This is a genomic window from Bacillus aerius (assembly GCF_029894105.1).
Taxonomy (GTDB): domain Bacteria; phylum Bacillota; class Bacilli; order Bacillales; family Bacillaceae; genus Bacillus; species Bacillus altitudinis.
Map to the genome: position 1 here is coordinate 1489534 of NZ_JARYHO010000001.1, position 24744 is coordinate 1514277.

Here is a 24744-nt window from a genome sequence, read left to right on the forward strand (position 1 = left end):
GTTTTTTAATACGAATTTGCATGTGGAGGAATAGGTATGAACTACAAAGACACCTTATTAATGCCAAAAACAGAATTCCCGATGAGAGGGAACTTGCCGAACAAAGAGCCTGAAATCCAAGAGGAGTGGGCAGAAAAAGACATCTATCAAATGGTTTTAGAGCGGACAAAAGGACGCCCAACCTTTATTTTGCATGATGGACCTCCATATGCGAATGGTGACATTCATATGGGGCACGCACTCAATAAAATCCTCAAAGATTTTATTGTCCGTTTTAAATCAATGAATGGATTCCATGCACCGTACGTACCGGGCTGGGATACACATGGCTTACCGATTGAAACAGCCCTTACGAAAAATAAAAAAGTCAAACGCAAAGAAATGTCGACAGCAGAATTCCGTAAACTATGTGAGGAGTATGCTTGGAAACAAATCGAAGGTCAGCGCAATCAGTTTAAACGTTTGGGCGTAAGAGCAGACTGGGATAATCCATATGTGACATTGAAGCCTGAATACGAAGCGCAGCAAATTCTTGTCTTTGGTGAAATGGCGAAAAGAGGCTATATTTACAAAGGTCTTAAGCCTGTTAACTGGTCTCCATCAAGTGAATCAGCACTTGCTGAAGCAGAAATTGAATACAAGGACAAACGTTCACCATCGATTTACGTATCATTTAAAGTGAAAGATGGCAAAGGCTTACTTGAAAACGGCGAGCAGTTCATCATCTGGACAACAACACCTTGGACACTTCCTGCAAACCTTGGCATTTGTGTACATCCAAACCTAGAGTACAGTGTGCTTCAAGTGGGTACTGAGCGATATGTCATCGCATCTGAGCTAGTTGAACAAGTGGCAAAAACACTTGGCTTTGAAGAGTACGAAGTTGTGAAAACCTTAAAAGGTAAAGAATTAGATAAGGTCGTTGCAGCACATCCAATTTACGATAGAGATTCTCTTGTGATGCTTGGCGATCACGTCACAACAGATGCAGGAACAGGCTGTGTTCACACAGCGCCAGGTCACGGGGAAGATGACTTTATCGTAAGTATGAAGTACGGTCTTGATGTGTTATGTCCAGTAGATGAAAAAGGTGTGATGACAGAAGAAGCACCTGGTTTTGAAGGACTATTCTATGAGGATGCCAATAAAGCCATCACAGAACAGCTTGAAGCAAAAGGCGCATTGAAAAAGCTCGACTTTATCACGCACTCCTATCCGCATGACTGGAGAACGAAAAAACCAACAATTTATCGTGCAACTGCTCAGTGGTTTGCTTCCATTAAAGATTTCAGAGAAGCACTATTAGATAATATTAAAGAAACGAAATGGGTTCCAGCTTGGGGCGAAACGCGTCTGTTCAATATGGTGCGTGACAGAGGTGACTGGTGCATTTCAAGACAGCGTGTCTGGGGCGTTCCAATCCCAGTCTTCTATGCTGAAAATGGTGAGCCAATCATCACAGATGAAACGATTCAGCACGTCTCTCAATTATTTAGAGAACATGGCTCGAATATTTGGTTTGAAAAAGAAGCAAAAGAATTATTGCCTGAAGGCTTTACACATCCAGGCAGCCCGAATGGTGAATTTACGAAAGAGCAAGATATCATGGATGTATGGTTTGATTCTGGTTCTTCTCACCAAGCGGTATTAGAAGAACGAGATGACCTAGTTCGTCCGGCAGACCTTTACCTTGAAGGTTCTGATCAATATCGCGGCTGGTTTAACTCATCTTTATCTACAGCAGTTGCAGTCACTGGAAAAGCGCCATATAAAGGTGTTCTCAGCCATGGCTTTACGCTTGATAAAGAAGGACGCAAGATGAGTAAATCATTAGGCAATACGATTGATCCGACGAAAGTGGCGAAGCAGCTTGGTGCGGAGATTCTTAGACTTTGGGTATCTTCTGTCAACTATCAAGCCGATCATCCAGTGTCTGACGACATTTTAAAACAAGTCGCAGAAGTTTATCGTAAAATCCGTAACACGTTCCGCTTCTTGCATGGTAACCTGTTTGACTTTGATCCAGCAGTCAATGCAGTACCAGTCGAAGAGCTTCGCGAAGTGGATCAATATATCTTAATCAAATTAAACAAATTGATTGATAAAGTGAAAAAAGCTTATGATGATTACGAATTTGCGGTTGTCTATCATGCCATCCACAACTTCTGTACGATTGAGCTTAGCTCTTTCTATCTCGATTTTGCAAAAGATGTGGTATACATTGAGCATGCGGATCATCCAGACCGCCGCAGCATGCAAACGGTTTTCTATGAAACATTAATGGCGTTAGTGAAGTTGACAGCACCAATTCTTCCGCATACAGCAGATGAACTATGGAGCCACTTAAGCTTTGTTGAAGAGCCAAGTGTTCAGTTAACAGATATGCCAGAAGGTGTAGCTGTTCCTCAAGCAGAAGCGACAGAAGTGAAGTTTGACCGCTTTATGGAAGTACGTGACGATGTGCTAAAAGCGCTGGAAATTGCGCGTAATGAGAAAGTCATCGGACGTTCACTTGAAGCAAGTGTGACCCTTTATGCAACAGAGGAAGTGAAAAACCTTCTTGCATCCATTAAAGAAGATGTGAAGCAGCTCTTTATCATTTCTGAGTTAACAGTAGAAGATGAGAAGCATGCAGACGCATCAGCGCCTGAATACACATCAGGACGTATTGTTGTTCAAAAAGCAGAAGGCGAACTGTGCGAACGCTCCCGCATTATTTCAAAAGATGTTGGCGCAAATCCAAAATACCCAACATTGTCGCTCAAAAATGCTGAAATCGTGGAGAAATATTACCAGAATTAACAGCGTGATATCACCAACTAGCGCCCCGCATATAGCGGGGCGTTTTTGATATAGAGAAAATGACAGCGTTTAGAACGAAAGGAAAAATCTTATGGCTTTAAAGTGAACAGGCGGGGCAACAATATGATTATCACGACAGGGCAGGAGTTGAAACAGCGACATGAATGGCGATCTAGAGACGATTTACATGGAACTCCTTCAAATGAGAGAAGAACTGCAATCGAAACTGTTTGAATATGCATCATTGCGTTCACCCGCTGAACATGTCACGTTCGATCAAGCAAAAACGACCACGCTTCTTTATCACATCAAAGAAGAACTGCAAGATGTTTCGCTCGCGATTGCAAAAATTGAACAAGGAATTTATGGCATATGTGAGGCGACAGGGCATACAATGCCCATTGAACAAATGAGTATTCTTCCGACAGCTCGTACGACTGACGACTTTTTATATCATAAGCAATACGAGAAAAAAGCATTCACCCCTTATCCTTATGAATCAAACGATTCTCATTTTGAAGCCTTCCACATGTAGGGAGGTTTTTGTCTGTCAACTAAAGTTTCTTTACTCCATCCTGTTTTCTTGATAAAATGCATAAAGACCAAAGTATGAAGATGGAGGAACGTGTGTGTTCTATTACATAATCGCATTCGTGATAATTTGTTTAGATCAATTAACAAAATGGCTCATTGTCAAACATATGATGCTCGGTGATTCTATTCCTGTGATTGATGGCTTCTTTTACATCACATCCCACCGAAATTCAGGAGCCGCATGGGGGATCCTCCAAGGACAAATGTGGTTTTTCTATGTGATCACACTCGTTGTTATTGCAGGAATTGTTTATTATTTGCAAAAACATGGACAAAAGGACAAGCTACTTGGCGTAGCGCTTGCCTTAATGCTTGGCGGAGCGATTGGAAACTTTATTGACCGTATTTTCCGTCAAGAAGTGGTTGATTTTGCTCATTTCGTATTTGGGGATTATCATTATCCAATCTTTAATATCGCAGATTCCTCTCTATGTGTGGGGGTCATTCTGCTCTTTATTCAAATGCTGTTAGATGGAAAGAAAAATAAGGAGTCAACTACATGAATCAAGTAAACATTGCCGTTTCAGAAGAACAAACGAGTGAACGGCTTGATAAATTTTTAAGCACAACTGAACCAGAATGGTCAAGAACCCAAGTCCAGCAGTGGGTGAAAGATGGGCTCATCGAAGTAAATGGAAAACAAGTGAAGGCCAATTATAAAGTACAAGCTGGAGATCAAATCAAAGTAGAGATTCCAGATCCAGAAGCACTAGATGTAGAAGCGGAATCAATGGATCTTGATATTTATTATGAGGATGAAGATGTACTAGTGGTCAATAAACCAAGAGGAATGGTCGTTCATCCAGCACCAGGACATGTGACAGGTACTCTTGTTAATGGCCTCATGGCTCATTGCAATGATTTGTCAGGCATTAATGGTGTGATGAGACCAGGAATTGTCCACCGGATTGATAAAGATACGTCAGGGCTTTTAATGGTCGCAAAAAATGATATGGCGCATGAATCACTCGTCAATCAGCTGGTGGCGAAAACGGTCACTAGAAAATACACAGCCGTTGTTCATGGTATCATTCAGCATGATACTGGAACGATTGATGCACCAATTGGTCGAGACAAAAAAGATCGCCAAAGCATGACGGTCACAAAAGAAAATGCAAAGCAGGCAGTCACTCATTTTGATGTGATGGAGCGCTTTAAAGACTTTACCGTTGTAGAATGCCGCCTTGAAACAGGAAGAACCCACCAAATTCGTGTTCATATGAAATACATTGGCTATCCGCTTGCAGGAGATCCAAAATATGGCCCGAGAAAAACCGTTGATTTCAATGGACAACTGCTGCATGCAGGCGTGTTAGGATTTGATCACCCTAGAACAGGAGAATATATGGAGTTTACAGCTCCAATTCCAGCTGATATGCGGGGCTTTATCGATTCATTAAGAAATAACGATTGACAGGCCGTTCTTTTTTTGAAATAATAAACGAAGAAATTGAGATTCTTTAAAACAGTCCAGAGAGGCTGAGAAGGATAACGGATCAATTTGTGCACGAGTATGCACAAATGAGCGCGCCCCTCTCTGCCCTTTGCAGAAGGGGCTTTTTATTTGTCAAAAAGAGGTGTAAAAGATGGAACAAAAAGCAGTCATTCTTGATGAACAAGCGATAAGACGAGCGCTTACCCGTATTGCACATGAAATGATTGAGCGCAACAAAGGGATGAAGGATGTCATCCTGGCCGGGATCAAGACAAGAGGTATTCATCTTGCAAAGCGCCTTGCAGAGCGCATCGAGCAAATTGAAGGAAACCCCGTGACTGTGGGTGAACTGGATATTACGCTATACCGTGATGACCTGACAAAAAAGACAGAGAATCAAGACCCACTTGTCAAGGGTGCAGACATTCCAGCTGACATTAATGACAAAACACTCATTGTCGTGGATGATGTTCTGTTCACAGGCAGAACGGTGAGAGCAGCTATGGATGCGCTTGTGGATGTAGGAAGACCATCTTCCATTCAGCTGGCTGTTTTAGTCGACCGGGGACACCGGGAGCTGCCGATTCGAGCGGATTATATCGGAAAAAACATCCCGACATCAAAAGCAGAGACAGTCATGGTTCAGCTCAATGAAGTAGATCAAAACGACCTTGTCGCTATATATGAAAAATAACCTTTTTAAATGCATTCCAGAGAGTTTGCAAAGAGGGCATTAACAAGAGACACCGAGCACACGGCTAAAGTGACGTGTACGGTTTTTCTAGGCCTCTTTGCGCATACTCGCAAAGAGGCTTTTTTAATGAAAAAGGACACATCTAGGAGGAAAATCATGAGTCAGCAAAAAGCCAATTTAGGCATTCGAGATATCCCAAAACCGTTCACATGGCTGTCACTCAGCCTGCAGCACTTGTTTGCCATGTTTGGTGCAACCATTCTTGTACCAAAGATCATTGATATGAGCCCAGCCGTTGCGCTCATCTCAAGCGGGGTTGGAACCATTGTGTACTTAATCATCACAAGAGGGCAAATTCCGGCGTATCTTGGATCGTCCTTTGCCTTTATCGCCCCTATCTTGAATGTAAAAGCCACTGGCGGCCCTGGAGCAGCAATGGTAGGTGCCTTTATGGCGGGTGTGGCATATGCACTCATTGCATTATTTATCAAATGGCTCGGCACAGGCTGGCTAATGAAGCTTCTGCCGCCTGTCGTTGTAGGACCCGTCATTATGGTCATCGGACTCGGACTCGCTGGAACAGCTGTTAACATGGCGATGTACGTGGATCCAAATGCAAAGGAGCTTGTTTACAGCCTGAAGCATTTAATGGTTGCAGGCTTCACGCTCGCTGTCACCATTATTAGTATGATCTTCCTAAGAGGATTCCTTAGCTTGATTCCAGTCTTAATCGGCATTATCAGCGGCTACCTTTTTGCTTTAACACAAGGCATTGTGAACTTCCAGCCGGTCATTGACGCAAAATGGTTTGCTGTACCAGACTTTGTTGTGCCATTTGTCGACTATACACCTGCTGTGACCTTAAGCATTCTCACAGTGATGGTGCCGGTTGCCTTTGTGACCATGTCTGAGCACATCGGCCATCAAGTCGTGTTAAGCAAAGTTGTTGGACAAGATTTTATTAAAAAGCCAGGTCTTCATCGCTCCATTTTAGGAGACAGTGCGGCGACAATCTTCGCTTCACTCATCGGCGGACCTCCAACAACGACTTATGGAGAGAACATTGGCGTCCTTGCGATCACAAGAGTGTTCAGTATCTTCGTCATCGGCGGAGCAGCGGTGTTTGCGATCTGCTTCGGCTTTGTTGGGAAAATTTCAGCATTAATCAGTACAGTACCGTCCGCGGTTATGGGGGGCGTTTCGTTCCTGCTCTTTGGAATCATAGCCTCAAGCGGACTGCGAATCCTGATTGATCATAAAGTGAACTTTGAAGAAAAGCGCAATCTCATTATCGCATCAGTCATCTTAGTCATTGGAATTGGCGGGGCATTCATTGAGGTGAAACAAATCAACCTGACGCTGTCAGGAATGGCACTCGCTGCCATTACTGGCGTCCTGTTAAACCTGATTCTGCCGCATCAGAAGGCAGAAGATGATGAGTCAAATCAATCGAATACCGAAAACCTTTTAAAAGAAGTCCAGTGAGGCTGACAAGGGTTCTAAACGGAGCAGAACGTGCGAAAGCACCCCTGCTTCTTTTGGAGAACCCTAAGCTGCCGAGGCTTAGGGTTTTTTTGAACCTGAAAGTGATGAAAAACTAGAGGGGGCAGAAAAAATGAATGATTTATCGACAATGAGCAGCTTGTCAAAGGAAGAAATTTTACAGCTGATTGAAGAAGCATGTGCATTGAAAAAAGGGAAACAGGAACATGGTTTAGCAGGTGAATTTGTAGCGAACCTCTTCTTTGAACCAAGTACAAGAACGCGTTTTAGCTTTGAGGTGGCAGAGAAGAAACTTGGAATGAATGTGCTGAACCTAGACGCAGCAAGTACCTCTGTTCAAAAGGGAGAGACCCTTTACGATACAGTGAAAACACTTGAATCCATCGGAGTCAAGGCATGTGTCATCAGAGACAGTACAGACGAATATTACAAAGAGCTGATTGGGAAGGTCGGGATTCCAATCATTAATGCGGGAGATGGCTGCGGTCAGCATCCTACCCAATCATTGCTGGACTTGATGACGATTTATGAAGAGTTTGGCGGTTTTGAAGGCTTAACGATCTCGATTCATGGTGATATCAAACATAGCAGGGTGGCAAGGTCCAATGCTGAAGTCCTCGCAAGACTAGGAGCGACAGTGCTCTTTTCAGGACCAGCTTCTTTCCAAGATGAACAAAATCCTCATGGAACGTATGTCGAAGTGGACGAAGCCATGAAGCGGTCTGACGTGGTGATGCTGCTGAGAATTCAGCATGAAAGACACTCAGAAAAGATGGGCAACGAGGGTTACTTATCGACTTATGGATTAACAGTAGACAGGGCAAGCAAAATGAAAGAAAGAGCGATTATTATGCATCCAGCACCAGTAAATAGAGGTGTTGAAATAGATGATTCATTAGTAGAGTCAAAACAGTCAAGGATTTTCAAACAAATGGAAAATGGTGTGTATATCCGAATGGCTGTGTTAAAAAGGGCTTTTCAAAATAGCAGACTACATCAAAAAGGGAGAGATTCTGTCTATGTCATATCTCATTAAAAACGGTTTTATCTTAACGAGCACAGGGGAAAGAGTGCAGCAGGATATTAGGGTAGAAGGAAAAGTGATTCAAGCAATGGGTCACTTAGAAAGAGAAGACGGAGAAGAAGTCATTGATGCAGCAGGGCTATTTGTATCACCAGGTTTGATTGATCTGCATGTGCATTTAAGAGAGCCAGGCGGCGAGAAAAAAGAAACCATTGAAACAGGTTCTAAGGCAGCAGCAAGAGGCGGGTATACGACCATTGCAGCAATGCCGAATACACGGCCAGTTCCAGATACAAAAGAACAAATGGAATGGCTGATGAATCGAATCAAAGAGACCTCCTCTGTAAGAGTACTGCCATACGCTTCCATCACGACGAGACAAATTGGCGAAGAAATGACAGACTTTGCAGCGTTAAAAGAAGCGGGCGCATTTGCCTTTACGGATGACGGTGTTGGTATTCAAACCGCAGGCATGATGTACGAAGCAATGAAAAAGGCAGCAAGCCTTGATCAAGCCATAGTGGCGCACTGTGAAGATAACTCACTCATTTATGGAGGATGCGTTCATGAAGGAGACTTTTCAAAAGCAAATGGGTTAAACGGGATACCGTCAATTTGTGAATCGGTGCATATTGCAAGAGATGTCCTCTTAGCAGAAGCAGCGAATTGTCATTATCATGTATGTCATATCAGTACAAAGGAATCCGTCCGAGTGGTACGCGATGCAAAAAAAGCAGGCATTCGTGTGACGGCTGAGGTCTCTCCACATCACCTTCTCTTATGTGATGCAGACATTCCAGGTCTTGACACAAACTATAAAATGAATCCGCCACTCAGAGGAGCAGAAGATCGCGAGGCACTGATCGAGGGACTTTTAGATGGCACGATTGATTTTATTGCCACAGACCATGCACCGCATACAGAAGAAGAAAAGAACGAAACGATGCAGAGGGCACCATTTGGGATTGTCGGACTTGAAACAGCGTTCCCGCTTCTGTACACACGTTTTGTGAAAACAGGGGAATGGACATTAAAAGAACTTGTTGATTATATGACCATCAAACCAGCAGAAGCCTTTGCTCTTCCATACGGAAAGCTGGAAGAAGGTCAAATCGCTGATATCACACTGATTGATTTAAACAAAGAAATGGCAATTGACAAAAAAAGCTTCTTATCTAAAGGACAAAATACACCGTTTGACAAATTGACTGTATCAGGATGGCCGGTCATGACACTTGCATCTGGGAAAGTCGTTTATGAAGAGGGGAGACTAGTAAAATGAAGAGACGCTTAGTGCTAGAAAACGGAACAGTATTCGAAGGAACAGGCTTTGGCAGCTTAGAACCGTCAGTCGGAGAAGTCGTCTTTAACACAGGGATGACAGGCTATCAAGAAATTTTGTCTGACCCGTCGTACTGCGGACAAATTGTCACACTCACTTACCCGCTGATCGGCAACTACGGCATTAACCGTGATGATTTTGAATCGATCACACCGTTTGTGAAAGGGCTGATCGTGAAAGAGCTTTGTGAAAAGCCTTCAAACTGGCGCTCTTCATACTCACTTGATGAGTATTTAAAAATGAAAAATATCCCGGGTCTTAGCGGCATTGATACACGCAAGCTCACGCGCATGATTCGAAGTGCAGGTACATTAAGAGGAGCTTTTGCAGGACCGGATGAACAAGTAGAAGACGTTGTGAGCCGCCTTCAAACAATGCAGCTACCAACAGATCAAGTAAGCCAAGTATCTGTGAAAAATGCGTATCCAAGCCCAGGAAGAGGCAAAAGAATTGTGCTTGTCGATTTCGGCATGAAGCATGGCATTTTGCGCGAACTCAATAAGCGAGATTGTGATGTCATTGTGGTGCCATACAATATCACGGCAGATGAAGTATTACAGTTAAAACCAGATGGCATCATGCTTTCAAACGGACCTGGGGATCCAGTCGATGTGCCAGAAGCGGTTGAAATGATTCAACAGCTGATTGGAAAGGTACCACTCTTTGGTATCTGCCTAGGACACCAGTTATTCGCGCTTGCGTGCGGCGCAAGTACAGAAAAAATGAAATTTGGGCATAGAGGATCCAATCACCCAGTCAAAGAACTAGCAACTGGCAAGGTAACCTTGACGTCTCAAAACCATGGCTACACGGTTAGCGCCATTAATGAAGACGTGCTTGAAGTCACACATATTGCGCTAAATGATAATACCATTGAAGGATTAAAACATAAAGATGCACCAGCATTCACTGTCCAGTATCACCCAGAAGCATCGCCGGGTCCAGAAGATGCGAACTACTTATTTGACGAGTTCATGGACATGATTCATACAACTGAGAAAGAAGGGGAAGAAGTATGCCAAAACGCGTAGATATCAAAAAGATTTTAGTGATCGGTTCAGGTCCAATCATCATCGGTCAGGCAGCGGAGTTTGACTATGCAGGCACACAGGCTTGCTTAGCGCTAAAAGAAGAGGGCTATGAAGTCGTTCTTGTGAACTCTAACCCTGCGACGATCATGACGGATACAGAAATGGCCGATAAGGTATACATCGAACCACTGACACCAGAATTTTTAACACGAATCATTCGAAAAGAACGTCCTGATGCGATTCTGCCGACACTTGGCGGACAAACTGGATTGAACCTTGCTGTTGAATTATCAGATCTTGGTGTACTCGCTGAATGCGGTGTTGAAGTACTAGGGACCAAGCTGTCAGCTATTCAAAAAGCAGAGGACAGAGATTTATTCCGTAATCTAATGAATGAATTAAATGAACCTGTACCAGAAAGTGAAATCATCCATAACCTTGAAGAAGCGATGGCATTCACAGATCAAATCGGTTTCCCGGTCATTGTGAGACCAGCCTATACACTAGGCGGAACAGGCGGCGGAATTTGTACAAATGAGCAAGAATTAAAAGAAATCGTCGAGAATGGACTGAAGTTAAGTCCGGTGACACAATGTTTGCTTGAAAAAAGTATCGCAGGCTTTAAAGAAATTGAATATGAGGTCATGCGTGACAGCGGAGATCATGCCATTGTGGTTTGTAACATGGAAAACTTTGATCCTGTCGGCATTCACACAGGTGACAGTATCGTTGTGGCACCAAGTCAAACGCTAAGTGATCGTGAATATCAGCTGCTTCGTAATGTGTCACTCAAGTTGATTCGTGCACTTGGCATTGAAGGCGGATGTAACGTACAGCTGGCGATTGATCCAGACAGCTTCCAATACTATATTATCGAAGTAAACCCGCGCGTGAGCCGTTCTTCTGCTCTTGCGTCTAAAGCAACTGGATATCCAATTGCAAAACTTGCAGCGAAAATCGCAGTCGGCCTAACACTTGATGAAATGATGAACCCAGTCACAGGCAAAACATATGCAGCGTTCGAGCCAGCACTTGACTATATTGTTTCAAAAATCCCGCGCTGGCCGTTCGATAAATTTGAATCTGCCAACAGACGACTTGGAACACAAATGAAAGCAACGGGTGAAGTCATGGCGATTGGGCGCACATTAGAAGAGTCTCTTTTAAAGGCTGTTCGTTCACTTGAAGCGGATGTGCATCACATTGAATTAAAAGACGAAGCGGACATTACGAACGAAGTGCTTGAAAAGCGGATTATCAAAGCAGGAGATGAGCGTCTGTTTTATATCGCTGAGGCGCTAAGAAGAGGCTATACTGTCGAACAGATTCATGAATTCTCGAAAATTGATTATTTCTTCCTTCATAAACTGGAAGGCATCATCGCTTTTGAAAAGACACTAAAAGAAAACAAAGGCAATGTAGACGTTTTAAAAGAAGCGAAAGAAAAAGGTTTCTCAGATATTTATATTAGTCGCGAATGGAATATGAATGAGGCAGATGTCTATAACCTAAGAACAGAAGCAGGCATCGTTCCTGTGTATAAGATGGTGGACACATGTGCGGCAGAATTTGAATCAGAAACACCGTATTTCTACAGCACATATGAAGATGAAAATGAATCCGAACGAACAGATAAGAAAAGTGTCATCGTGCTAGGCTCAGGTCCAATCAGAATCGGACAAGGAGTAGAATTCGATTATGCGACCGTTCATTCAGTGTGGGCAATCAAACAAGCAGGCTATGAAGCCATTATTATTAACAACAACCCTGAAACCGTCTCAACAGACTTTAGTATTTCAGATAAGCTCTACTTTGAACCACTCACTGTAGAAGATGTGATGCACATCATCGACCTTGAACAACCAGAAGGTGTCGTTGTTCAGTTTGGCGGACAAACAGCGATTAACTTAGCAGATGAATTATCAAATAGAGGGGTTAAGATTCTTGGAACTTCGCTTGAAGACCTTGACCGTGCGGAAAACCGTGACAAGTTTGAACAAACATTAGAAACACTCGGCGTGCCGCAGCCAAATGGTAAGACAGCAACGTCTGTGCCAGAGGCAGTAGCGATTGCGAATCAAATCGGTTACCCTGTGCTTGTCCGTCCTTCCTATGTATTAGGCGGCCGTGCAATGGAAATTGTGTATCAAGAAGCTGAGCTACTTCACTACATGGAGAATGCGGTGAAAGTCAATCCGCAGCATCCAGTGCTCATTGACAAGTATTTGACAGGAAAAGAAATTGAAGTAGATGCTGTGTCTGACGGAGAAACGGTTGTCATACCAGGCATTATGGAACACATTGAAAGAGCCGGCGTTCACTCTGGAGACTCCATTGCGGTCTACCCGCCGCAAACTTTGTCTGAGGACATCAAAGCGAAAATCGCAGAATACACGATTAAACTCGCAAAAGGCCTTAACATCATTGGGCTTTTGAACATTCAATTTGTTCTATCAAAAGGTGAAGTGTATGTACTTGAAGTGAATCCGCGTTCAAGCCGGACTGTCCCATTCTTAAGTAAAATTACAGGCATTCCAATGGCGAACTTAGCTACAAAGGTTATTTTAGGAGAAAAACTGAAAAACTATGGCTACCAAGAAGGGCTTCATGTTGAGCAAGAAGGCGTATATGTTAAAGTTCCAGTCTTCTCTTTTGCAAAACTAAGAAGAGTAGATATTACACTAGGGCCTGAAATGAAATCAACAGGTGAAGTCATGGGGAAAGATGTCACAATCGAAAAAGCCCTCTACAAAGGGCTGATTGCATCAGGCATTCAAATTCCAAAAGACGGAACGGTTCTCCTGACAGTGGCTGATAAAGATAAAGAAGAAGGACTTGAGATTGCAAGAAGATTCCATTCCATCGGCTATCATATTTTAGCAACAGAAGGAACAGCGAATTACTTAAAACAAGCTTCCATTCCATCAAGTGTTGTCGGCAAAATAGGAGAAGAAGGAAAGAATCTGCTGGATGTCATTCGAAATGGTGAAGCCCAATTTGTCATCAACACCTTAACAAAAGGAAAACAGCCAGCAAGAGACGGCTTTAGAATTAGACGTGAATCTGTTGAAAATGGTGTCGCTTGCTTAACGTCACTAGATACAGCGGAAGCGATTTTAAGAGTGCTAGAGAGCATGACATTTAGAGCAGATGAAATGCCAGAAGTGAAAACGAATGCTGAGGTGACAGTAACGATATGAAAAAAGCATACTTGACGGTCGTCTCGAACCGAGAGATCGCTGATCATATTTACGAAATGACATTAAAGGGTGATCTTGTTGAATCCTTTCAAACAGCTGGACAGTTTCTTCATATAAAGGTCAGTGAATCCATGACACCGCTGCTGAGAAGACCGATCAGTATTGCCGATATTCATGCCGAAAAGCAAGAAGCAACCATCATTTACCGCGCAGAGGGAGAGGGCACAAAGCTCCTTTCCCAAAAGCGGGCGGGAGAATCAGTCGATGTGTTAGGACCGCTTGGAAACGGCTATGACCCTTCAGTCGTTCAGGCCGGACAGACCGCATTATTAGTCGGTGGAGGAATCGGTGTGCCTCCGCTATATGAACTGTCTAAGCGGTTAACGAAAAAAGGCGTCATCGTAAAACATGTTCTCGGTTTTCAATCGAAAAAGGATGTATTTTATGAGGAGAAGTTTCAAGCACTCGGAGATACGTTTATCGCAACCGTTGATGGGACATATGGTTCGAAAGGTTTCGTGACAAATGTCATTGAAGAGAATGAGCTGGACTTTGATGTCTTGCTTTCCTGTGGACCGACACCTATGTTAAAAGCACTAAAAGACTCTTATCCCGATAAGCCTGTCTATATTTCAATGGAAGAACGAATGGGCTGCGGAATCGGTGCATGCTTTGCTTGTGTCTGTCATACCGATCAGCACGAGAAACCGTACGTTAAAGTTTGTCTGGATGGACCTGTTTTTAAAGCGGAGGAGGTGGCGCTATCATGCTAAACATCGAATTACCCGGCTTATCTTTAAAAAATCCAATCATTCCTGCATCAGGCTGTTTTGGATTTGGAAAAGAATTCGCATCATTATATGACCTTTCCTTGCTGGGCGGCATCATGATTAAAGCCACGACCCTTGAACCGAGATTTGGCAACCCGACACCGAGGGTAGCTGAGACAGGAGCCGGTATGCTGAATGCGATTGGTCTCCAAAATCCAGGTCTAAAAGGCGTGCTTGAACATGAATTACCTTGGCTTGAGCAGTTCGATACCCCTATTATTGCCAATGTTGCTGGATCACAAGTTGATGATTATGTTGAAGTAGCAAAGCAAATTAGTCAAGCAAGCAATGTTCACGCCCTTGAACTGAATATCTCGTGTCCGAATGTGAAAACAGGTGGAATTGCCTTTGGGACCGATCCAGAAATGGCGGCTACATTGACAAAAGCCGTCAAGGAAGTTTCCTCCGTTCCTGTTTATGTGAAACTGTCACCTAATGTAGCCAATATCGTTGAGATTGCTAAAGCGATTGAATCGGCTGGAGCGGATGGACTCACCATGATCAATACCTTGATTGGGATGCGTTTAGATTTAAAAACAGGCAAACCCATTCTTGCCAATAAAACAGGTGGATTATCAGGTCCTGCTGTAAAACCTGTTGCCATCCGAATGGTGCATGAGGTCAGTCAGGCCGTTTCTATTCCGATTATTGGGATGGGCGGGGTGCAAAGCGCTGAAGATGTACTTGAATTTTTACTAGCTGGCGCAAGTGCGGTAGCTGTTGGGACAGCCAATTTTGTGAACCCATTTATATGCCCGGAAATCATTGATGAACTGCCGAATGTGTTAGCGGCTTATGGGTATTCATCTGTAGAGGAATGCATCGGAAGGAGCTGGAAACATGAAGCACTTGCCCATCATCGCGCTTGATTTTCCATCAGGACAGGAGGCGCACGCCTTTATAGATCGTTTTGAAGGCACTCTATTATTCGTAAAGGTCGGCATGGAGCTGTTTTACCAAGAAGGTCCTGCCATTATTGACGCACTGAAAGAAAAAAATTGCCGTATTTTCCTTGATCTGAAGCTTCATGACATTCCAACAACTGTGCAAAAAGCGATGAACAGGCTTGCTGCACTTGGTGTTGATTTGGTGAATGTACATGCAGCCGGCGGGAAAAGAATGATGCAGGCGGCCGTAGAGGGGCTTGAAAGCGGAACCCCTGCCGGGCAAAATCGCCCGGCTATTATTGCAGTGACCCAGCTGACAAGCACGTCAGAAGATATGATGAAAAAAGAATTACTAATTGACCGCCCATTGCAAGAGGCGGTGCTTCATTATGGACAATTGGCATATGAAAGTGGACTTGATGGTGTGGTGTGCTCTGTTCATGAATCAAAACAGCTTCATGAACAAATCTCTCCTTCCTTTCTCACTGTGACGCCAGGAATTCGCTTACCAAATGATCAAACGGATGACCAAAAGCGTGTGGCGACACCTGCCTTTGCCAAAGAACAGGGTGTTTCACAGATTGTTGTGGGAAGATCGATCACAAAAGCCACAAACCCAGTGGAAGCTTATCAACAAATTTTGAAAGAGTGGGAGTGACTGCCGGATGAAAACGAAAATCGCGAAGCATTTATTACAAATCAAAGCTGTCTCTTTAAAACCAGACGAACCATTTACATGGGCGAGCGGTATCAAATCACCGATTTACTGTGACAATCGCCTCACCTTGTCTTATCCTGAGGTCAGAGGGGACATTGCGGAAGGTTTAAAAGACTTGATTCTCACTCATTTTGAAGGAGCGGAAGTTGTCGCAGGTACAGCTACAGCTGGCATTCCTCATGCGGCATTAGCAGCTGATCGTCTGAATGTACCGATGTGTTATGTAAGAAGTAAACCAAAAGCACACGGAAAAGGAAATCAAATTGAAGGAGCCGTATCACCTGGACAAAAGGTGGTTGTCGTAGAAGACCTCATCTCAACTGGAGGCAGCGTTCTTGAAGTTGTGGCTGCTCTAGAAGACGAAGGCTGTGACGTACTCGGAGTTGTTGCGATCTTCACTTATGGACTGCCAAAAGCAGCTGCGGCTTTTCAAGAGAAAAACATTCCCTATGTCACGCTGACAGACTATGACACACTGACAGAAGTGGCACTTGAGCTAAAAGCAATCGAGCCTTCTGCTATGAATAAACTAAAACGCTGGAGACAGGATCCTTCGTCTGAATCTTGGATGGAAGAAACGGTCTAAAAAGCTTGTCTTGTTTTAAAAAAGCTGTGCTGCGCTGCACAGTTTTTTATTTGGTTAAAAATAGTAAAATAGACTCAAATTTAAATAAAAACTAATCCTATCAATAAAGTCGGGTTGACTTTTGTTTGAATTGTGTTAATATTTAATACAAATTAAAACTCTTATCCAGAGAGGTGGAGGGACTGGCCCGATGAAGCCCGGCAACCTGCGATTTGCAAGGTGCTACTTCCTGCAAAATGATTCTATTTTGAAAGATAAGGAAATCGTGAGCTTCCTCATCTTTCTTTCGGACTGAAAGAAAGTTTTTTTATTTTAACGGTGAGGAGGAAGAGGAGATGGAACTGAAACAAAACCAGGATGAGGACTTAGTGAAGCATATGCAAGAGCTGATTGGGGATATGAAATTCGGTTCAATTACGTTGGTCGTTCAGGACGGTCAAGTGATTCAAGTGGAAAAAAATGAAAAAATCAGATTAAAGTAGTGCGGAGAATAGCAATAGAAGCAGTACTCCGGAAGGGGAGAAACAATGTTAACTTATGAAAATTGGCAAGAGCCGTCCATTACATTTCAAGAGGACGATTTGTATAAAGGGGCCCTATCTGTGCTGAAATGGGCGTACGGCCACTATGGTGATCAGCTCGTTTATGCATGCAGTTTTGGCATTGAGGGCATTGTCCTGATCGATCTTATTGCGAAAGTAAAAAAAGATGCAAGAATTGTCTTTTTAGATACAGGTCTGCATTTCAAGGAAACATACGACACCATTGATGCAGTTAAGGAAAGATATCCTGGGTTAGACATCGTGCTGAAAACACCTGAGCTGACGGTGGAAGAGCAGAATGAGCAGCATGGTGATAAATTATGGGAAACGAATCCTCAAAGCTGCTGCCATATGAGAAAGGTCATTCCATTGCAAGAGGCACTATCTGGCTATCCGGCATGGCTGTCTGGTTTAAGAAGAGAGCAGTCGCCTAAACGAGCAGGTACGAACTTCTTAAATAAGGATGAAAAATTCCAATCAGTCAAAGTATGTCCGCTCATCCACTGGACGTGGAAGGACATATGGAGATATGCGTCTAGAGAGGATCTTACTTATAATCCGCTGCATGACCAAGGATATCCAAGCATCGGGTGTGCACCTTGTACACAGCCGGCATTTACTGCTGATGATTTGCGTTCTGGAAGATGGTCAGGGACAGCAAAGACTGAGTGCGGATTACATGAGTAAGGGAGCATAATGTATGGAAATCGCCGCAATTTTATTTAGCTTATTCTTTGCTTTAAATATTGGCGCAAGCGGAGCAGCCGCTTCGATGGGCATCGCATATGGTTCAGGTGCGATCAAAAAGCCAATATACGCGCTCAGCGTTTGTGCAGTTGGAATATTAGCAGGTTCAGTGATTGGCGGCGGCGAGGTCGTCAAAACGATCAGCTCCGGGATTATGCCTGAATCTGTCATCACACTTGAAATTGTGTGTATCATCATTGGCTCGGCCGCATTATCACTTTTCATAGCGAATCTCTTGGCCATTCCTTTATCCACAAGTGAGGTCACAGTAGGAGCTGTGGTCGGTGTGGCAGCCGCATATAAAGTGCTGTATGTGAAATCGATCTTAGTCATTGTCTCTTTTTGGGTGATTATTCCGATTGTTGCCTTTGTTTTTACCTTTGCTGTTGTCAAAATCATCAGATTGTTCCCTAAACGGACATTATCCAAAAAAGGAACATTGATCTTATCTGTTGTTTTGATTATCAGTGGGTTTTTAGAAGCGTTTTCAGCCGGCATGAACAATGTCGCCAATGCGGTCGGCCCGCTTGTCGCGTCAGGTGTTTTATCAGTCGGGCAAGGAACCCTTTACGGCGGAATCTTTGTGGCCATTGGGGCGCTGCTTCTAGGAAGAAGGGTACTAGAAACAAATGGAAAGAAAATTACACGCTATCAAACGGGTGAAGGCATTCTATTATCGAGCACCGGTGCAGGACTTGTCATCGTCAGCTCTATATTCGGACTCCCTGTTCCCCTTACTCAAATTACCTCCTCGTCCATTATTGGGCTTGGTATGGCAAAGGGTGGACCGAACATTTTTCATAAACATGTTGTGAAAAAAATGCTGAAGGTATGGGTTGTGTCACCTTTCTTATCACTTAGTCTATCTTATTTGTTGGTAAGCCTTTTCTTAAAAGGAGACTATTACTCTATCTTTATCATGATGAGTGTACTGCTTGCTTCACTAGGTGCACTGAGTCTTATGAAGGCAGTTAAAAATGAGAGCAGCTCGATTCATGAACAGGGCGGCGGGATTTAAATATAAATCCGACTATTAACATCTAATAAATATGAACATTGAGAGGAAGATGAACAAATGAGTTTAACACCACATGGTGGCGTATTAATTAATCGAGTAAATGAAGAATTTGATCTAAGCACAGCTGCGAAAGAAATCGAGCTGGATGCCATCTCTTTTGCAGACCTTGAACTCATCGCAATTGGCGGGTATAGTCCAATTGAAGGGTTTTTAACGAAAGCTGATTATGAAGCAGTTGTCAGCAGTATGCGACTAGCAAGTGGTGTCGTTTGGTCTCTTCCGATTACTTTGCCTGTCACAAAGGAAAAAGCAGCGGAGATCAATCGAGGTGACATTGTTCGTCTATCGTATAATGGAACAGTATACGGGGTCATTGAGGTGGAAGATCAATACACACCTGATAAGGAAAAAGAAGCAGTGAATGTGTATAAAACAGATGACCGCAATCACCCAGGCGTGAAAAAATTATTTGAACGCGGTGATACGTATATTGGTGGTAAAATTACACTGACGAAACGCAGTGAAAAACCTTTCCCGCAATTTACGTATGAGCCAGAAGAAACAAGAAAACATTTTAAAGAAAACGGCTGGAAAACCATTGTTGGTTTCCAAACGAGAAACCCAGTCCATCGTGCGCATGAATACATTCAAAAGACAGCACTGGAAACAGTGGATGGTCTATTTCTAAATCCACTTGTTGGTGAAACAAAATCTGATGATATTCCAGCAGATGTAAGAATGAAAAGCTATCAAGTGTTACTGAACGGTTATTACCCGAAAGACCGCGTCTTTTTAGGTGTTTTTCCTGCTGCCATGCGTTATGCTGGACCAAAGGAAGCGATTTTTCATGCGCTTGTGCGTAAAAATTATGGCTGTACACATTTTATTGTCGGCAGAGATCATGCGGGTGTTGGTGATTATTACGGCACATACGAAGCGCAGGAGCTATTTGAACAATTTACAAGCGAAGAAATTGGGATCACACCATTAAAATTTGAGCACAGCTTTTACTGCAATACATGTGAAGCCATGGCAACACCAAAAACATGCCCACATGATAAAAGCGAACATGTCATTCTCTCAGGTACAAAGGTAAGAACGATGCTGAGAAATGGTGAATTACCACCGAGCACGTTCAGCCGAAAAGAAGTCATTGAAACATTAATCGAAGGATTAAAAACGACGGTATTTTAAAGGAGGATATGACATGAGCAACGAACATATCGTGTGGCATGATTCATCTATTACTAAAAAAGAATATCAACAGAAAAACAACCATACAAGCGGGATCATTTGGCTGACAGGTCTAAGCGGTTCAGGTAAATCGACGATCGCCAACGCAGCGGCTCGAGAGCTGTTTGAACAGGGGTACCAAGTGACAGTCCTTGATGGCGATAACGTACGCCATGGACTCAATAAAGACTTAGGCTTTTCAGATGACGACAGAAAAGAGAACATTCGGCGCATCGGTGAAGTGGCGAAATTATTTGTTGAGCAAGGAACGATTGTCATTACTGCTTTTATTTCACCATTTCAAGAAGACCGCCAAATCGTAAGACAGTTAGTCGAAGACGGAGAATTTCACGAAGTGTTTGTGAAATGTGATCTGAACGTGTGTGAAGAGCGTGATCCAAAGGGATTATATAAAAAAGCAAGAAACGGCGAAATTCCATTTTTCACGGGAATCGATTCACCATACGAAGAGCCAGCTGCGCCTGAGCTCGTCCTAGATACAGGTGAATTATCACGCGAGGAGTCAAAACAGCGCCTTGTTGATTATGTAAAGGATAAAACGAAATAATCGCCTGATGGCAGGGGGAGAAAGCAAGATGGGGAAAGTATACATTGTTGGTGCCGGACCGGGTGACCCAGACTTAATTACGCTAAAGGCCCATAAGGCAATACAGCAGGCAGATGTCATTTTATATGATCGACTTGTCAATCAAGAGATTCTTGCCCATGCCAAACCGGAGGCGGAGTTGATCTATTGCGGCAAACTGCCGAATCATCATACGATGAGACAGGAAGCGATTAACGAAGCACTTGTTGCTCATGCGAAGGAAGGGAACATAGTCGTTCGTCTAAAAGGCGGTGATCCCTTTGTATTTGGCCGTGGCGGTGAAGAAATCGAATGCTTAGCTGAGCATGGTATTCCGTATGAAGTTGTCCCGGGGATTACTTCTGGCATTGCAGCGGCTGCTTATGCAGGCATTCCAGTCACGCACCGAGAATTCAGCTCAAATGTTGCGTTTGTGACAGGGCATTATCAAAAGGATGAACATTTTGAAGAAAAGTGGGAAGCGCTGGCGACGGGGATTGATACCCTTGTCATTTACATGGGCGTCAAAAACGTGGAAAGAGTCCAGCGGCTGCTTTTGAAAAATGGGCGGAATCCTGAAACCCCAGCTGCGTTTATTCACTGGGGAACGACCACAAGGCAAAAGACGACTTGCTGCACGGTGGCGACACTATCTGAAACGGTTGAAAAAGAAGGGATCGAGCACCCAAGTTTAATCGTGGTAGGAGATGTCGTTCACTTTCATCAAAAGTTGAACTGGTTTGAACCAGCACTGATTGAGAAATGAGAACAAAGGTGAAAAGACACGTGTGGACATCGTGTCTTTTCGTCTGAATAAAACTAGGGTTGCAAGGAGGAGTCAAATGAAACAAGCTGTCCTTTATGTTGGGCATGGAAGCAGGGTAAAAGAAGCACAGGATAAAGCCATTTCTTTTATGAAAAGCTGTATGCCGTTAGTGGAAGCAGATATCCAAGAAATTTGTTTTTTAGAGTTGACGGACCCTTCAATCGAAGAAGGGTTTGAGACTTGTGTACAAAAAGGAGCAACCCACATTGCGATCGTCCCGCTCCTCCTTTTAACTGCCATGCATGCCAAATCAGATATTCCAGATGAGATTGTGAAAGTACAAAAACGTTTCCCACAAGTGAAGGTGACATATGGAAGACCTATAGGCGTGAACCAAGAAGTCACGAAAGCGGTTATTGCAAGGATTGAAGAAGCAGGATACAAGGGAGAGCACGCAAAAATTCTCTTAATTGGCCGTGGAAGCTCTGATCCAGATGTAAAGCGGGATGTGTTTGGCATTGCAGATGATGTCCGAAGCATGTTGCCTTGTGCAGAGGTTTTTCCGTGTTTTATTACAGCGTGTGAACCGAATTATCGTGACGTCTTAGCACAGTTAACAGTAGATGACGATACGCCTGTCTATCTCGTGCCTTATCTTTTATTTACCGGCATTTTAATGAAAGAGATTGAGAGTGAAGCGAATCAGGCGAGAGAGCGGCTGCGAGATGTCCGTGTCTGCCGATATATTGGGTTTCATCCCCATGTAAAAGCAGCTTATATTGAACGTGTGCAGGAAACCATCTTAAACAAAGAGGATGCGTTTCGGTTTCAAGGAGAAAGCCATGCTTCCAGTTCATCTTGATCTAACCAATAAACACGTGCTAATTGTCGGCGGTGGAAGGGTTGCGGCTAGAAGGACGAGTGCGCTATGCATGGAGCCATGCAGCATAACCATTGTGAGCCCTGACATTTGTGATGAAATGGCGAATCTCATTGAGACATATCAGCTGACTTGGAAGAAAAAGAAAGTGGATGCGGAAGATGTAAAGGATGCATTTTTAATTGTCGCTGCTACAGACGATCCTTCAGTAAACGAGTGGATGACGCAATCAGCGCTTCCTCATCAGCTCGTCAACTGTGTGAGCCAGTCAGAGCTAGGCAATGTGATTGTGCCAAAGGTTGTAAGGGCAGGAAAAGTAACAATCTCCATATCTACGAGTGGTGCAAGCCCAGCCCGCACTAAACAGCTGGCTGCGGCCATTGAGACCTTGCTTGAACAAGAGGATGTAGATGCACTGGATGAGCTCTATATAGAAAGAAAAAAAAGACAAAGAAAAAGCCGATAAAATCTCATCTAAAGATTTAACCGGCTTTTTTTTATTTTCTCAGCTTTAGGACAACATCCTCATCAGGCGTCACAAACAACGTTTGCTGCTGATCATATGTGACAAAGCCCGGTTTTGCTCCGTTTGGTTTTTTCACATGCCGGATTTTCGTATAATCGACAGGGACGGAGCTTGATTCTTTTGCCTTCGAGAAGTAGGCAGCAATTTGTGCCGCTTCAAGCAAGGTTTGTTCATCAGGTGCTTTGTGACGAATGACGACATGTGATCCAGGAATATCCTTTGTGTGCAGCCAAATGTCATCACGAGCTGCCGCCTTTGTGGTCAAATATTCGTTTTGCTTGTTGTTTTTTCCAACGAGAATCGGAACACCTTGAGAGGATTCATATGCTTCAAGCTGAATGGCCGATGGTTTTTTCTTTTTGGCATTGCGTTTTTGTTTGGGACGCAAATATTTTCCTTCCACCAGTTCTTCTCTTATTTCCTCTAAATCTTTTGGTGAGGCAGAGGACAGCTGCTGGATCAGCTCGTCAAAATAAGCAATTTCTTCATGTGTTCGCTCAATTTGTTCATTTACGGCCTCTACTGCATTTTTTGCCTTTTGGTATTTTGTAAAATACGCTTGCGCATTTTCAGAAGGGGTTTTGTTTGTTTTGAGCGGGATCGTGATCTCTCCGCCTTCTTCATCATAATAATTGATGACAGTCGCTTCTTTATCCCCTTTTTTAATCGCATATATATTGGCAGTAAGCAATTCACCATAAAGCTGATACTTATGCGCATTTTGAGATTCTTCAAGTGTTCTTGTTAGTTTTTTCAGCTTGTTTTCATTTTTCTTTTTTTCATTGGCAACAAAACGTTCAAGATCAGCCGCCTGCTGTTTGACTCTGTCTCTTTCAGCTTTTCCGAAATAAAAACGGTCAAGTAGCTCGCTAAGAGAATCAAATGTCTTCATGTCACCATCGACGTGCTGAAGTTCTAATAAATAAAAATACTCTTTCCCATCTTTTCTCGTGAGCTGAGGGGTAAAAGAATGCGCCTGAATGAGCTGAAACATCTCGAGCAATGTACTTGGAATCGTTTCCTGATTGGCAAGACCGGCCCTGTGGACAGCTTCCTTAGCAAACAGCGGAGAAACCCCAGAGAATGTATCGACAATTTGATTGGCGATTTTCCCTTCTTGAAAACGTAAATGCTTTAAAATATCTTCCTTCGTCACGTCAAAAGGATTCAGCTTTTGCTGTGCCGGCGGCAGAAGATATTGATGTCCTGGTAGCACCGTTCGATAGCTGTTCACAGATGGAGAAAGATGTTTCAGTCCGTCAATGATCTGCTCCGTTTCGTCCTCCACGAGAATTAAGTTGCTGTGCCTGCCCATAATTTCAATATATAGCTTACGGGTTTGTTCATCGCCAATTTCATTTCGGCTTCGCACGTGCAGCACGATCACCCGATCTAACCCAATTTGTTCAAAACGTTCAATGAACCCACCCTCAAGATGTTTTCTGAGGAGCATACAAAACATTGGCGGTTCGCTCGGATTATCATCATGGTGCTCAGTGAGCTGTACCCTTGCATAGCTCGGGTGAGCGGATAAAAGAAGCTTATGATTCTTCCCCTTTGACCGGATATGAAAAATCAGCTCATGCTTGTATGGCTGATGTATTTTCGAAATTCTTCCGCCAGTTAATGTTTCTTGCAATTCATTTGTCATACCGTATGTAAAAATGCCGTCAAATGACATGTTGGATACACCCTCTTCTTTCACACAAATCTACTGAAAGAACCTTACGTTTTCTCGTTCTTTAGGCAGTCTTATTATTATAGCATGATTTAGGACGAGTCTGAATAAACTGGCTTATA

General features: G+C 43.4%; 23 protein-coding genes and 1 riboswitch. Of the genes, 22 read left to right on the forward strand and 1 reads right to left on the reverse strand.

Annotation, left to right across the window (positions count from 1 at the left end):
* Window positions 1-36: 36 nt before the first annotated feature.
* The 22 genes from ileS (at window position 37) to M2353_RS07790 (ending at window position 22884) form a co-directional block, all read left to right on the forward strand.
* The gene (ileS, locus tag M2353_RS07685) at window positions 37-2802 is read left to right on the forward strand and encodes an isoleucine--tRNA ligase (protein ID WP_284725211.1); all 2766 of its coding nucleotides are present in this window, start codon (window positions 37-39) and stop codon (window positions 2800-2802) included.
* Window positions 2803-2962: 160 nt separating this feature from the next.
* Window positions 2963-3337, forward strand: coding sequence for a TraR/DksA family transcriptional regulator (locus tag M2353_RS07690; RefSeq protein ID WP_284725212.1), 375 nt, complete (start codon window positions 2963-2965; stop codon window positions 3335-3337).
* A 94-nt stretch (window positions 3338-3431) separates the two neighbouring features.
* Window positions 3432-3899, forward strand: a complete 468-nt coding sequence (lspA, locus tag M2353_RS07695) for a signal peptidase II (RefSeq protein WP_008344942.1) — start codon at window positions 3432-3434, stop codon at window positions 3897-3899.
* Complete coding sequence (locus tag M2353_RS07700) at window positions 3896-4810, forward strand: RluA family pseudouridine synthase (RefSeq protein WP_007499719.1); 915 nt, start codon at window positions 3896-3898, stop codon at window positions 4808-4810. The genes lspA and M2353_RS07700 overlap by 4 nt, the downstream gene beginning before the upstream one ends.
* Before the next feature lie 172 nt (window positions 4811-4982).
* Window positions 4983-5525 carry a bifunctional pyr operon transcriptional regulator/uracil phosphoribosyltransferase PyrR gene (pyrR, locus tag M2353_RS07705; protein ID WP_007499718.1) on the forward strand — a complete coding sequence of 181 codons (543 nt, stop codon included), beginning with the start codon at window positions 4983-4985 and terminating at the stop codon, window positions 5523-5525.
* Between the two features lie 156 nt (window positions 5526-5681).
* Window positions 5682-7010, forward strand: coding sequence for a solute carrier family 23 protein (locus M2353_RS07710; RefSeq protein WP_281201362.1), 1329 nt, complete (start codon window positions 5682-5684; stop codon window positions 7008-7010).
* A 130-nt stretch (window positions 7011-7140) separates the two neighbouring features.
* Window positions 7141-8064 carry an aspartate carbamoyltransferase catalytic subunit gene (locus M2353_RS07715; RefSeq protein WP_041090575.1) on the forward strand — a complete coding sequence of 308 codons (924 nt, stop codon included), beginning with the start codon at window positions 7141-7143 and terminating at the stop codon, window positions 8062-8064.
* The gene (locus tag M2353_RS07720) at window positions 8048-9334 is read left to right on the forward strand and encodes a dihydroorotase (protein WP_035392124.1); all 1287 of its coding nucleotides are present in this window, start codon (window positions 8048-8050) and stop codon (window positions 9332-9334) included. The genes M2353_RS07715 and M2353_RS07720 overlap by 17 nt, the downstream gene beginning before the upstream one ends.
* Window positions 9331-10425: a carbamoyl phosphate synthase small subunit gene (locus M2353_RS07725; RefSeq protein ID WP_284725213.1), complete on the forward strand. Its 1095-nt coding sequence runs from the start codon at window positions 9331-9333 to the stop codon at window positions 10423-10425. Before M2353_RS07720 ends, M2353_RS07725 begins: the two co-directional genes overlap by 4 nt.
* Complete coding sequence (gene carB / locus M2353_RS07730) at window positions 10410-13625, forward strand: carbamoyl-phosphate synthase (glutamine-hydrolyzing) large subunit (protein WP_039166760.1); 3216 nt, start codon at window positions 10410-10412, stop codon at window positions 13623-13625. The genes M2353_RS07725 and carB overlap by 16 nt, the downstream gene beginning before the upstream one ends.
* Window positions 13622-14398, forward strand: a complete 777-nt coding sequence (locus tag M2353_RS07735; RefSeq protein WP_171465313.1) for a dihydroorotate dehydrogenase electron transfer subunit — start codon at window positions 13622-13624, stop codon at window positions 14396-14398. Before carB ends, M2353_RS07735 begins: the two co-directional genes overlap by 4 nt.
* Window positions 14392-15324, forward strand: coding sequence for a dihydroorotate dehydrogenase (locus M2353_RS07740; RefSeq protein ID WP_017359348.1), 933 nt, complete (start codon window positions 14392-14394; stop codon window positions 15322-15324). Before M2353_RS07735 ends, M2353_RS07740 begins: the two co-directional genes overlap by 7 nt.
* On the forward strand, window positions 15296-16000 hold the full coding sequence (pyrF, locus tag M2353_RS07745) for an orotidine-5'-phosphate decarboxylase (protein ID WP_284725214.1): 705 nt from the start codon (window positions 15296-15298) through the stop codon (window positions 15998-16000). Before M2353_RS07740 ends, pyrF begins: the two co-directional genes overlap by 29 nt.
* A 7-nt stretch (window positions 16001-16007) precedes the next feature.
* Window positions 16008-16646: an orotate phosphoribosyltransferase gene (gene pyrE, locus M2353_RS07750; RefSeq protein WP_284725215.1), complete on the forward strand. Its 639-nt coding sequence runs from the start codon at window positions 16008-16010 to the stop codon at window positions 16644-16646.
* A 158-nt stretch (window positions 16647-16804) separates the two neighbouring features.
* Window positions 16805-16907, forward strand: a riboswitch (SAM riboswitch).
* Window positions 16908-17023: 116 nt separating this feature from the next.
* On the forward strand, window positions 17024-17128 hold the full coding sequence (locus M2353_RS07755; protein WP_373367998.1) for a DUF2292 domain-containing protein: 105 nt from the start codon (window positions 17024-17026) through the stop codon (window positions 17126-17128).
* A 45-nt stretch (window positions 17129-17173) separates the two neighbouring features.
* A complete protein-coding gene (locus M2353_RS07760; protein WP_008344917.1) occupies window positions 17174-17875 on the forward strand; it encodes a phosphoadenylyl-sulfate reductase in 702 nt (233 codons plus the stop codon).
* Window positions 17876-17888: 13 nt separating this feature from the next.
* Window positions 17889-18953 (forward strand): sulfate permease, encoded by a 1065-nt coding sequence (locus M2353_RS07765; protein WP_008344915.1) that lies wholly within the window; start codon window positions 17889-17891, stop codon window positions 18951-18953.
* Window positions 18954-19010: 57 nt separating this feature from the next.
* Window positions 19011-20147, forward strand: coding sequence for a sulfate adenylyltransferase (gene sat / locus M2353_RS07770; protein WP_284725216.1), 1137 nt, complete (start codon window positions 19011-19013; stop codon window positions 20145-20147).
* Window positions 20148-20160: 13 nt separating this feature from the next.
* Entirely contained in the window at window positions 20161-20754 is a 594-nt protein-coding gene (gene cysC / locus M2353_RS07775) for an adenylyl-sulfate kinase (protein ID WP_008344911.1), read from the forward strand.
* A 28-nt stretch (window positions 20755-20782) separates the two neighbouring features.
* The gene (gene cobA / locus M2353_RS07780; protein ID WP_035700704.1) at window positions 20783-21538 is read left to right on the forward strand and encodes a uroporphyrinogen-III C-methyltransferase; all 756 of its coding nucleotides are present in this window, start codon (window positions 20783-20785) and stop codon (window positions 21536-21538) included.
* A gap of 76 nt (window positions 21539-21614) precedes the next feature.
* On the forward strand, window positions 21615-22400 hold the full coding sequence (locus M2353_RS07785; RefSeq protein ID WP_017367214.1) for a sirohydrochlorin chelatase: 786 nt from the start codon (window positions 21615-21617) through the stop codon (window positions 22398-22400).
* Window positions 22381-22884, forward strand: coding sequence for a precorrin-2 dehydrogenase/sirohydrochlorin ferrochelatase family protein (locus M2353_RS07790; RefSeq protein WP_284725217.1), 504 nt, complete (start codon window positions 22381-22383; stop codon window positions 22882-22884). The genes M2353_RS07785 and M2353_RS07790 overlap by 20 nt, the downstream gene beginning before the upstream one ends.
* A gap of 31 nt (window positions 22885-22915) precedes the next feature.
* On the opposite strand, the gene M2353_RS07795 is transcribed toward M2353_RS07790, so the two are convergent.
* Window positions 22916-24625, reverse strand: a complete 1710-nt coding sequence (locus M2353_RS07795; RefSeq protein WP_047947050.1) for an Rqc2 family fibronectin-binding protein — start codon at window positions 24623-24625, stop codon at window positions 22916-22918.
* Window positions 24626-24744 lie beyond the last annotated feature (119 nt).

What these genes read in the sequence shown, in the direction of transcription:
- ileS (WP_284725211.1), top strand. Translation starts at nt 37, where the DNA reads ATGAACTACAAAGACACCTTATTAATGCCAAAAACAGAATTCCCGATG.
- M2353_RS07690 (WP_284725212.1), top strand. Translation starts at nt 2,963, where the DNA reads ATGAATGGCGATCTAGAGACGATTTACATGGAACTCCTTCAAATGAGA.
- M2353_RS07700 (WP_007499719.1), top strand. Translation starts at nt 3,896, where the DNA reads ATGAATCAAGTAAACATTGCCGTTTCAGAAGAACAAACGAGTGAACGG.
- pyrR (WP_007499718.1), top strand. Translation starts at nt 4,983, where the DNA reads ATGGAACAAAAAGCAGTCATTCTTGATGAACAAGCGATAAGACGAGCG.
- M2353_RS07710 (WP_281201362.1), top strand. Translation starts at nt 5,682, where the DNA reads ATGAGTCAGCAAAAAGCCAATTTAGGCATTCGAGATATCCCAAAACCG.
- M2353_RS07715 (WP_041090575.1), top strand. Translation starts at nt 7,141, where the DNA reads ATGAATGATTTATCGACAATGAGCAGCTTGTCAAAGGAAGAAATTTTA.
- M2353_RS07720 (WP_035392124.1), top strand. Translation starts at nt 8,048, where the DNA reads ATGTCATATCTCATTAAAAACGGTTTTATCTTAACGAGCACAGGGGAA.
- M2353_RS07725 (WP_284725213.1), top strand. Translation starts at nt 9,331, where the DNA reads ATGAAGAGACGCTTAGTGCTAGAAAACGGAACAGTATTCGAAGGAACA.
- carB (WP_039166760.1), top strand. Translation starts at nt 10,410, where the DNA reads ATGCCAAAACGCGTAGATATCAAAAAGATTTTAGTGATCGGTTCAGGT.
- M2353_RS07735 (WP_171465313.1), top strand. Translation starts at nt 13,622, where the DNA reads ATGAAAAAAGCATACTTGACGGTCGTCTCGAACCGAGAGATCGCTGAT.
- M2353_RS07740 (WP_017359348.1), top strand. Translation starts at nt 14,392, where the DNA reads ATGCTAAACATCGAATTACCCGGCTTATCTTTAAAAAATCCAATCATT.
- pyrF (WP_284725214.1), top strand. Translation starts at nt 15,296, where the DNA reads ATGAAGCACTTGCCCATCATCGCGCTTGATTTTCCATCAGGACAGGAG.
- pyrE (WP_284725215.1), top strand. Translation starts at nt 16,008, where the DNA reads ATGAAAACGAAAATCGCGAAGCATTTATTACAAATCAAAGCTGTCTCT.
- M2353_RS07755 (WP_373367998.1), top strand. Translation starts at nt 17,024, where the DNA reads ATGCAAGAGCTGATTGGGGATATGAAATTCGGTTCAATTACGTTGGTC.
- M2353_RS07760 (WP_008344917.1), top strand. Translation starts at nt 17,174, where the DNA reads ATGTTAACTTATGAAAATTGGCAAGAGCCGTCCATTACATTTCAAGAG.
- M2353_RS07765 (WP_008344915.1), top strand. Translation starts at nt 17,889, where the DNA reads ATGGAAATCGCCGCAATTTTATTTAGCTTATTCTTTGCTTTAAATATT.
- sat (WP_284725216.1), top strand. Translation starts at nt 19,011, where the DNA reads ATGAGTTTAACACCACATGGTGGCGTATTAATTAATCGAGTAAATGAA.
- cysC (WP_008344911.1), top strand. Translation starts at nt 20,161, where the DNA reads ATGAGCAACGAACATATCGTGTGGCATGATTCATCTATTACTAAAAAA.
- cobA (WP_035700704.1), top strand. Translation starts at nt 20,783, where the DNA reads ATGGGGAAAGTATACATTGTTGGTGCCGGACCGGGTGACCCAGACTTA.
- M2353_RS07785 (WP_017367214.1), top strand. Translation starts at nt 21,615, where the DNA reads ATGAAACAAGCTGTCCTTTATGTTGGGCATGGAAGCAGGGTAAAAGAA.
- M2353_RS07790 (WP_284725217.1), top strand. Translation starts at nt 22,381, where the DNA reads ATGCTTCCAGTTCATCTTGATCTAACCAATAAACACGTGCTAATTGTC.
- M2353_RS07795 (WP_047947050.1), bottom strand. Translation starts at nt 24,625, where the DNA reads ATGTCATTTGACGGCATTTTTACATACGGTATGACAAATGAATTGCAA.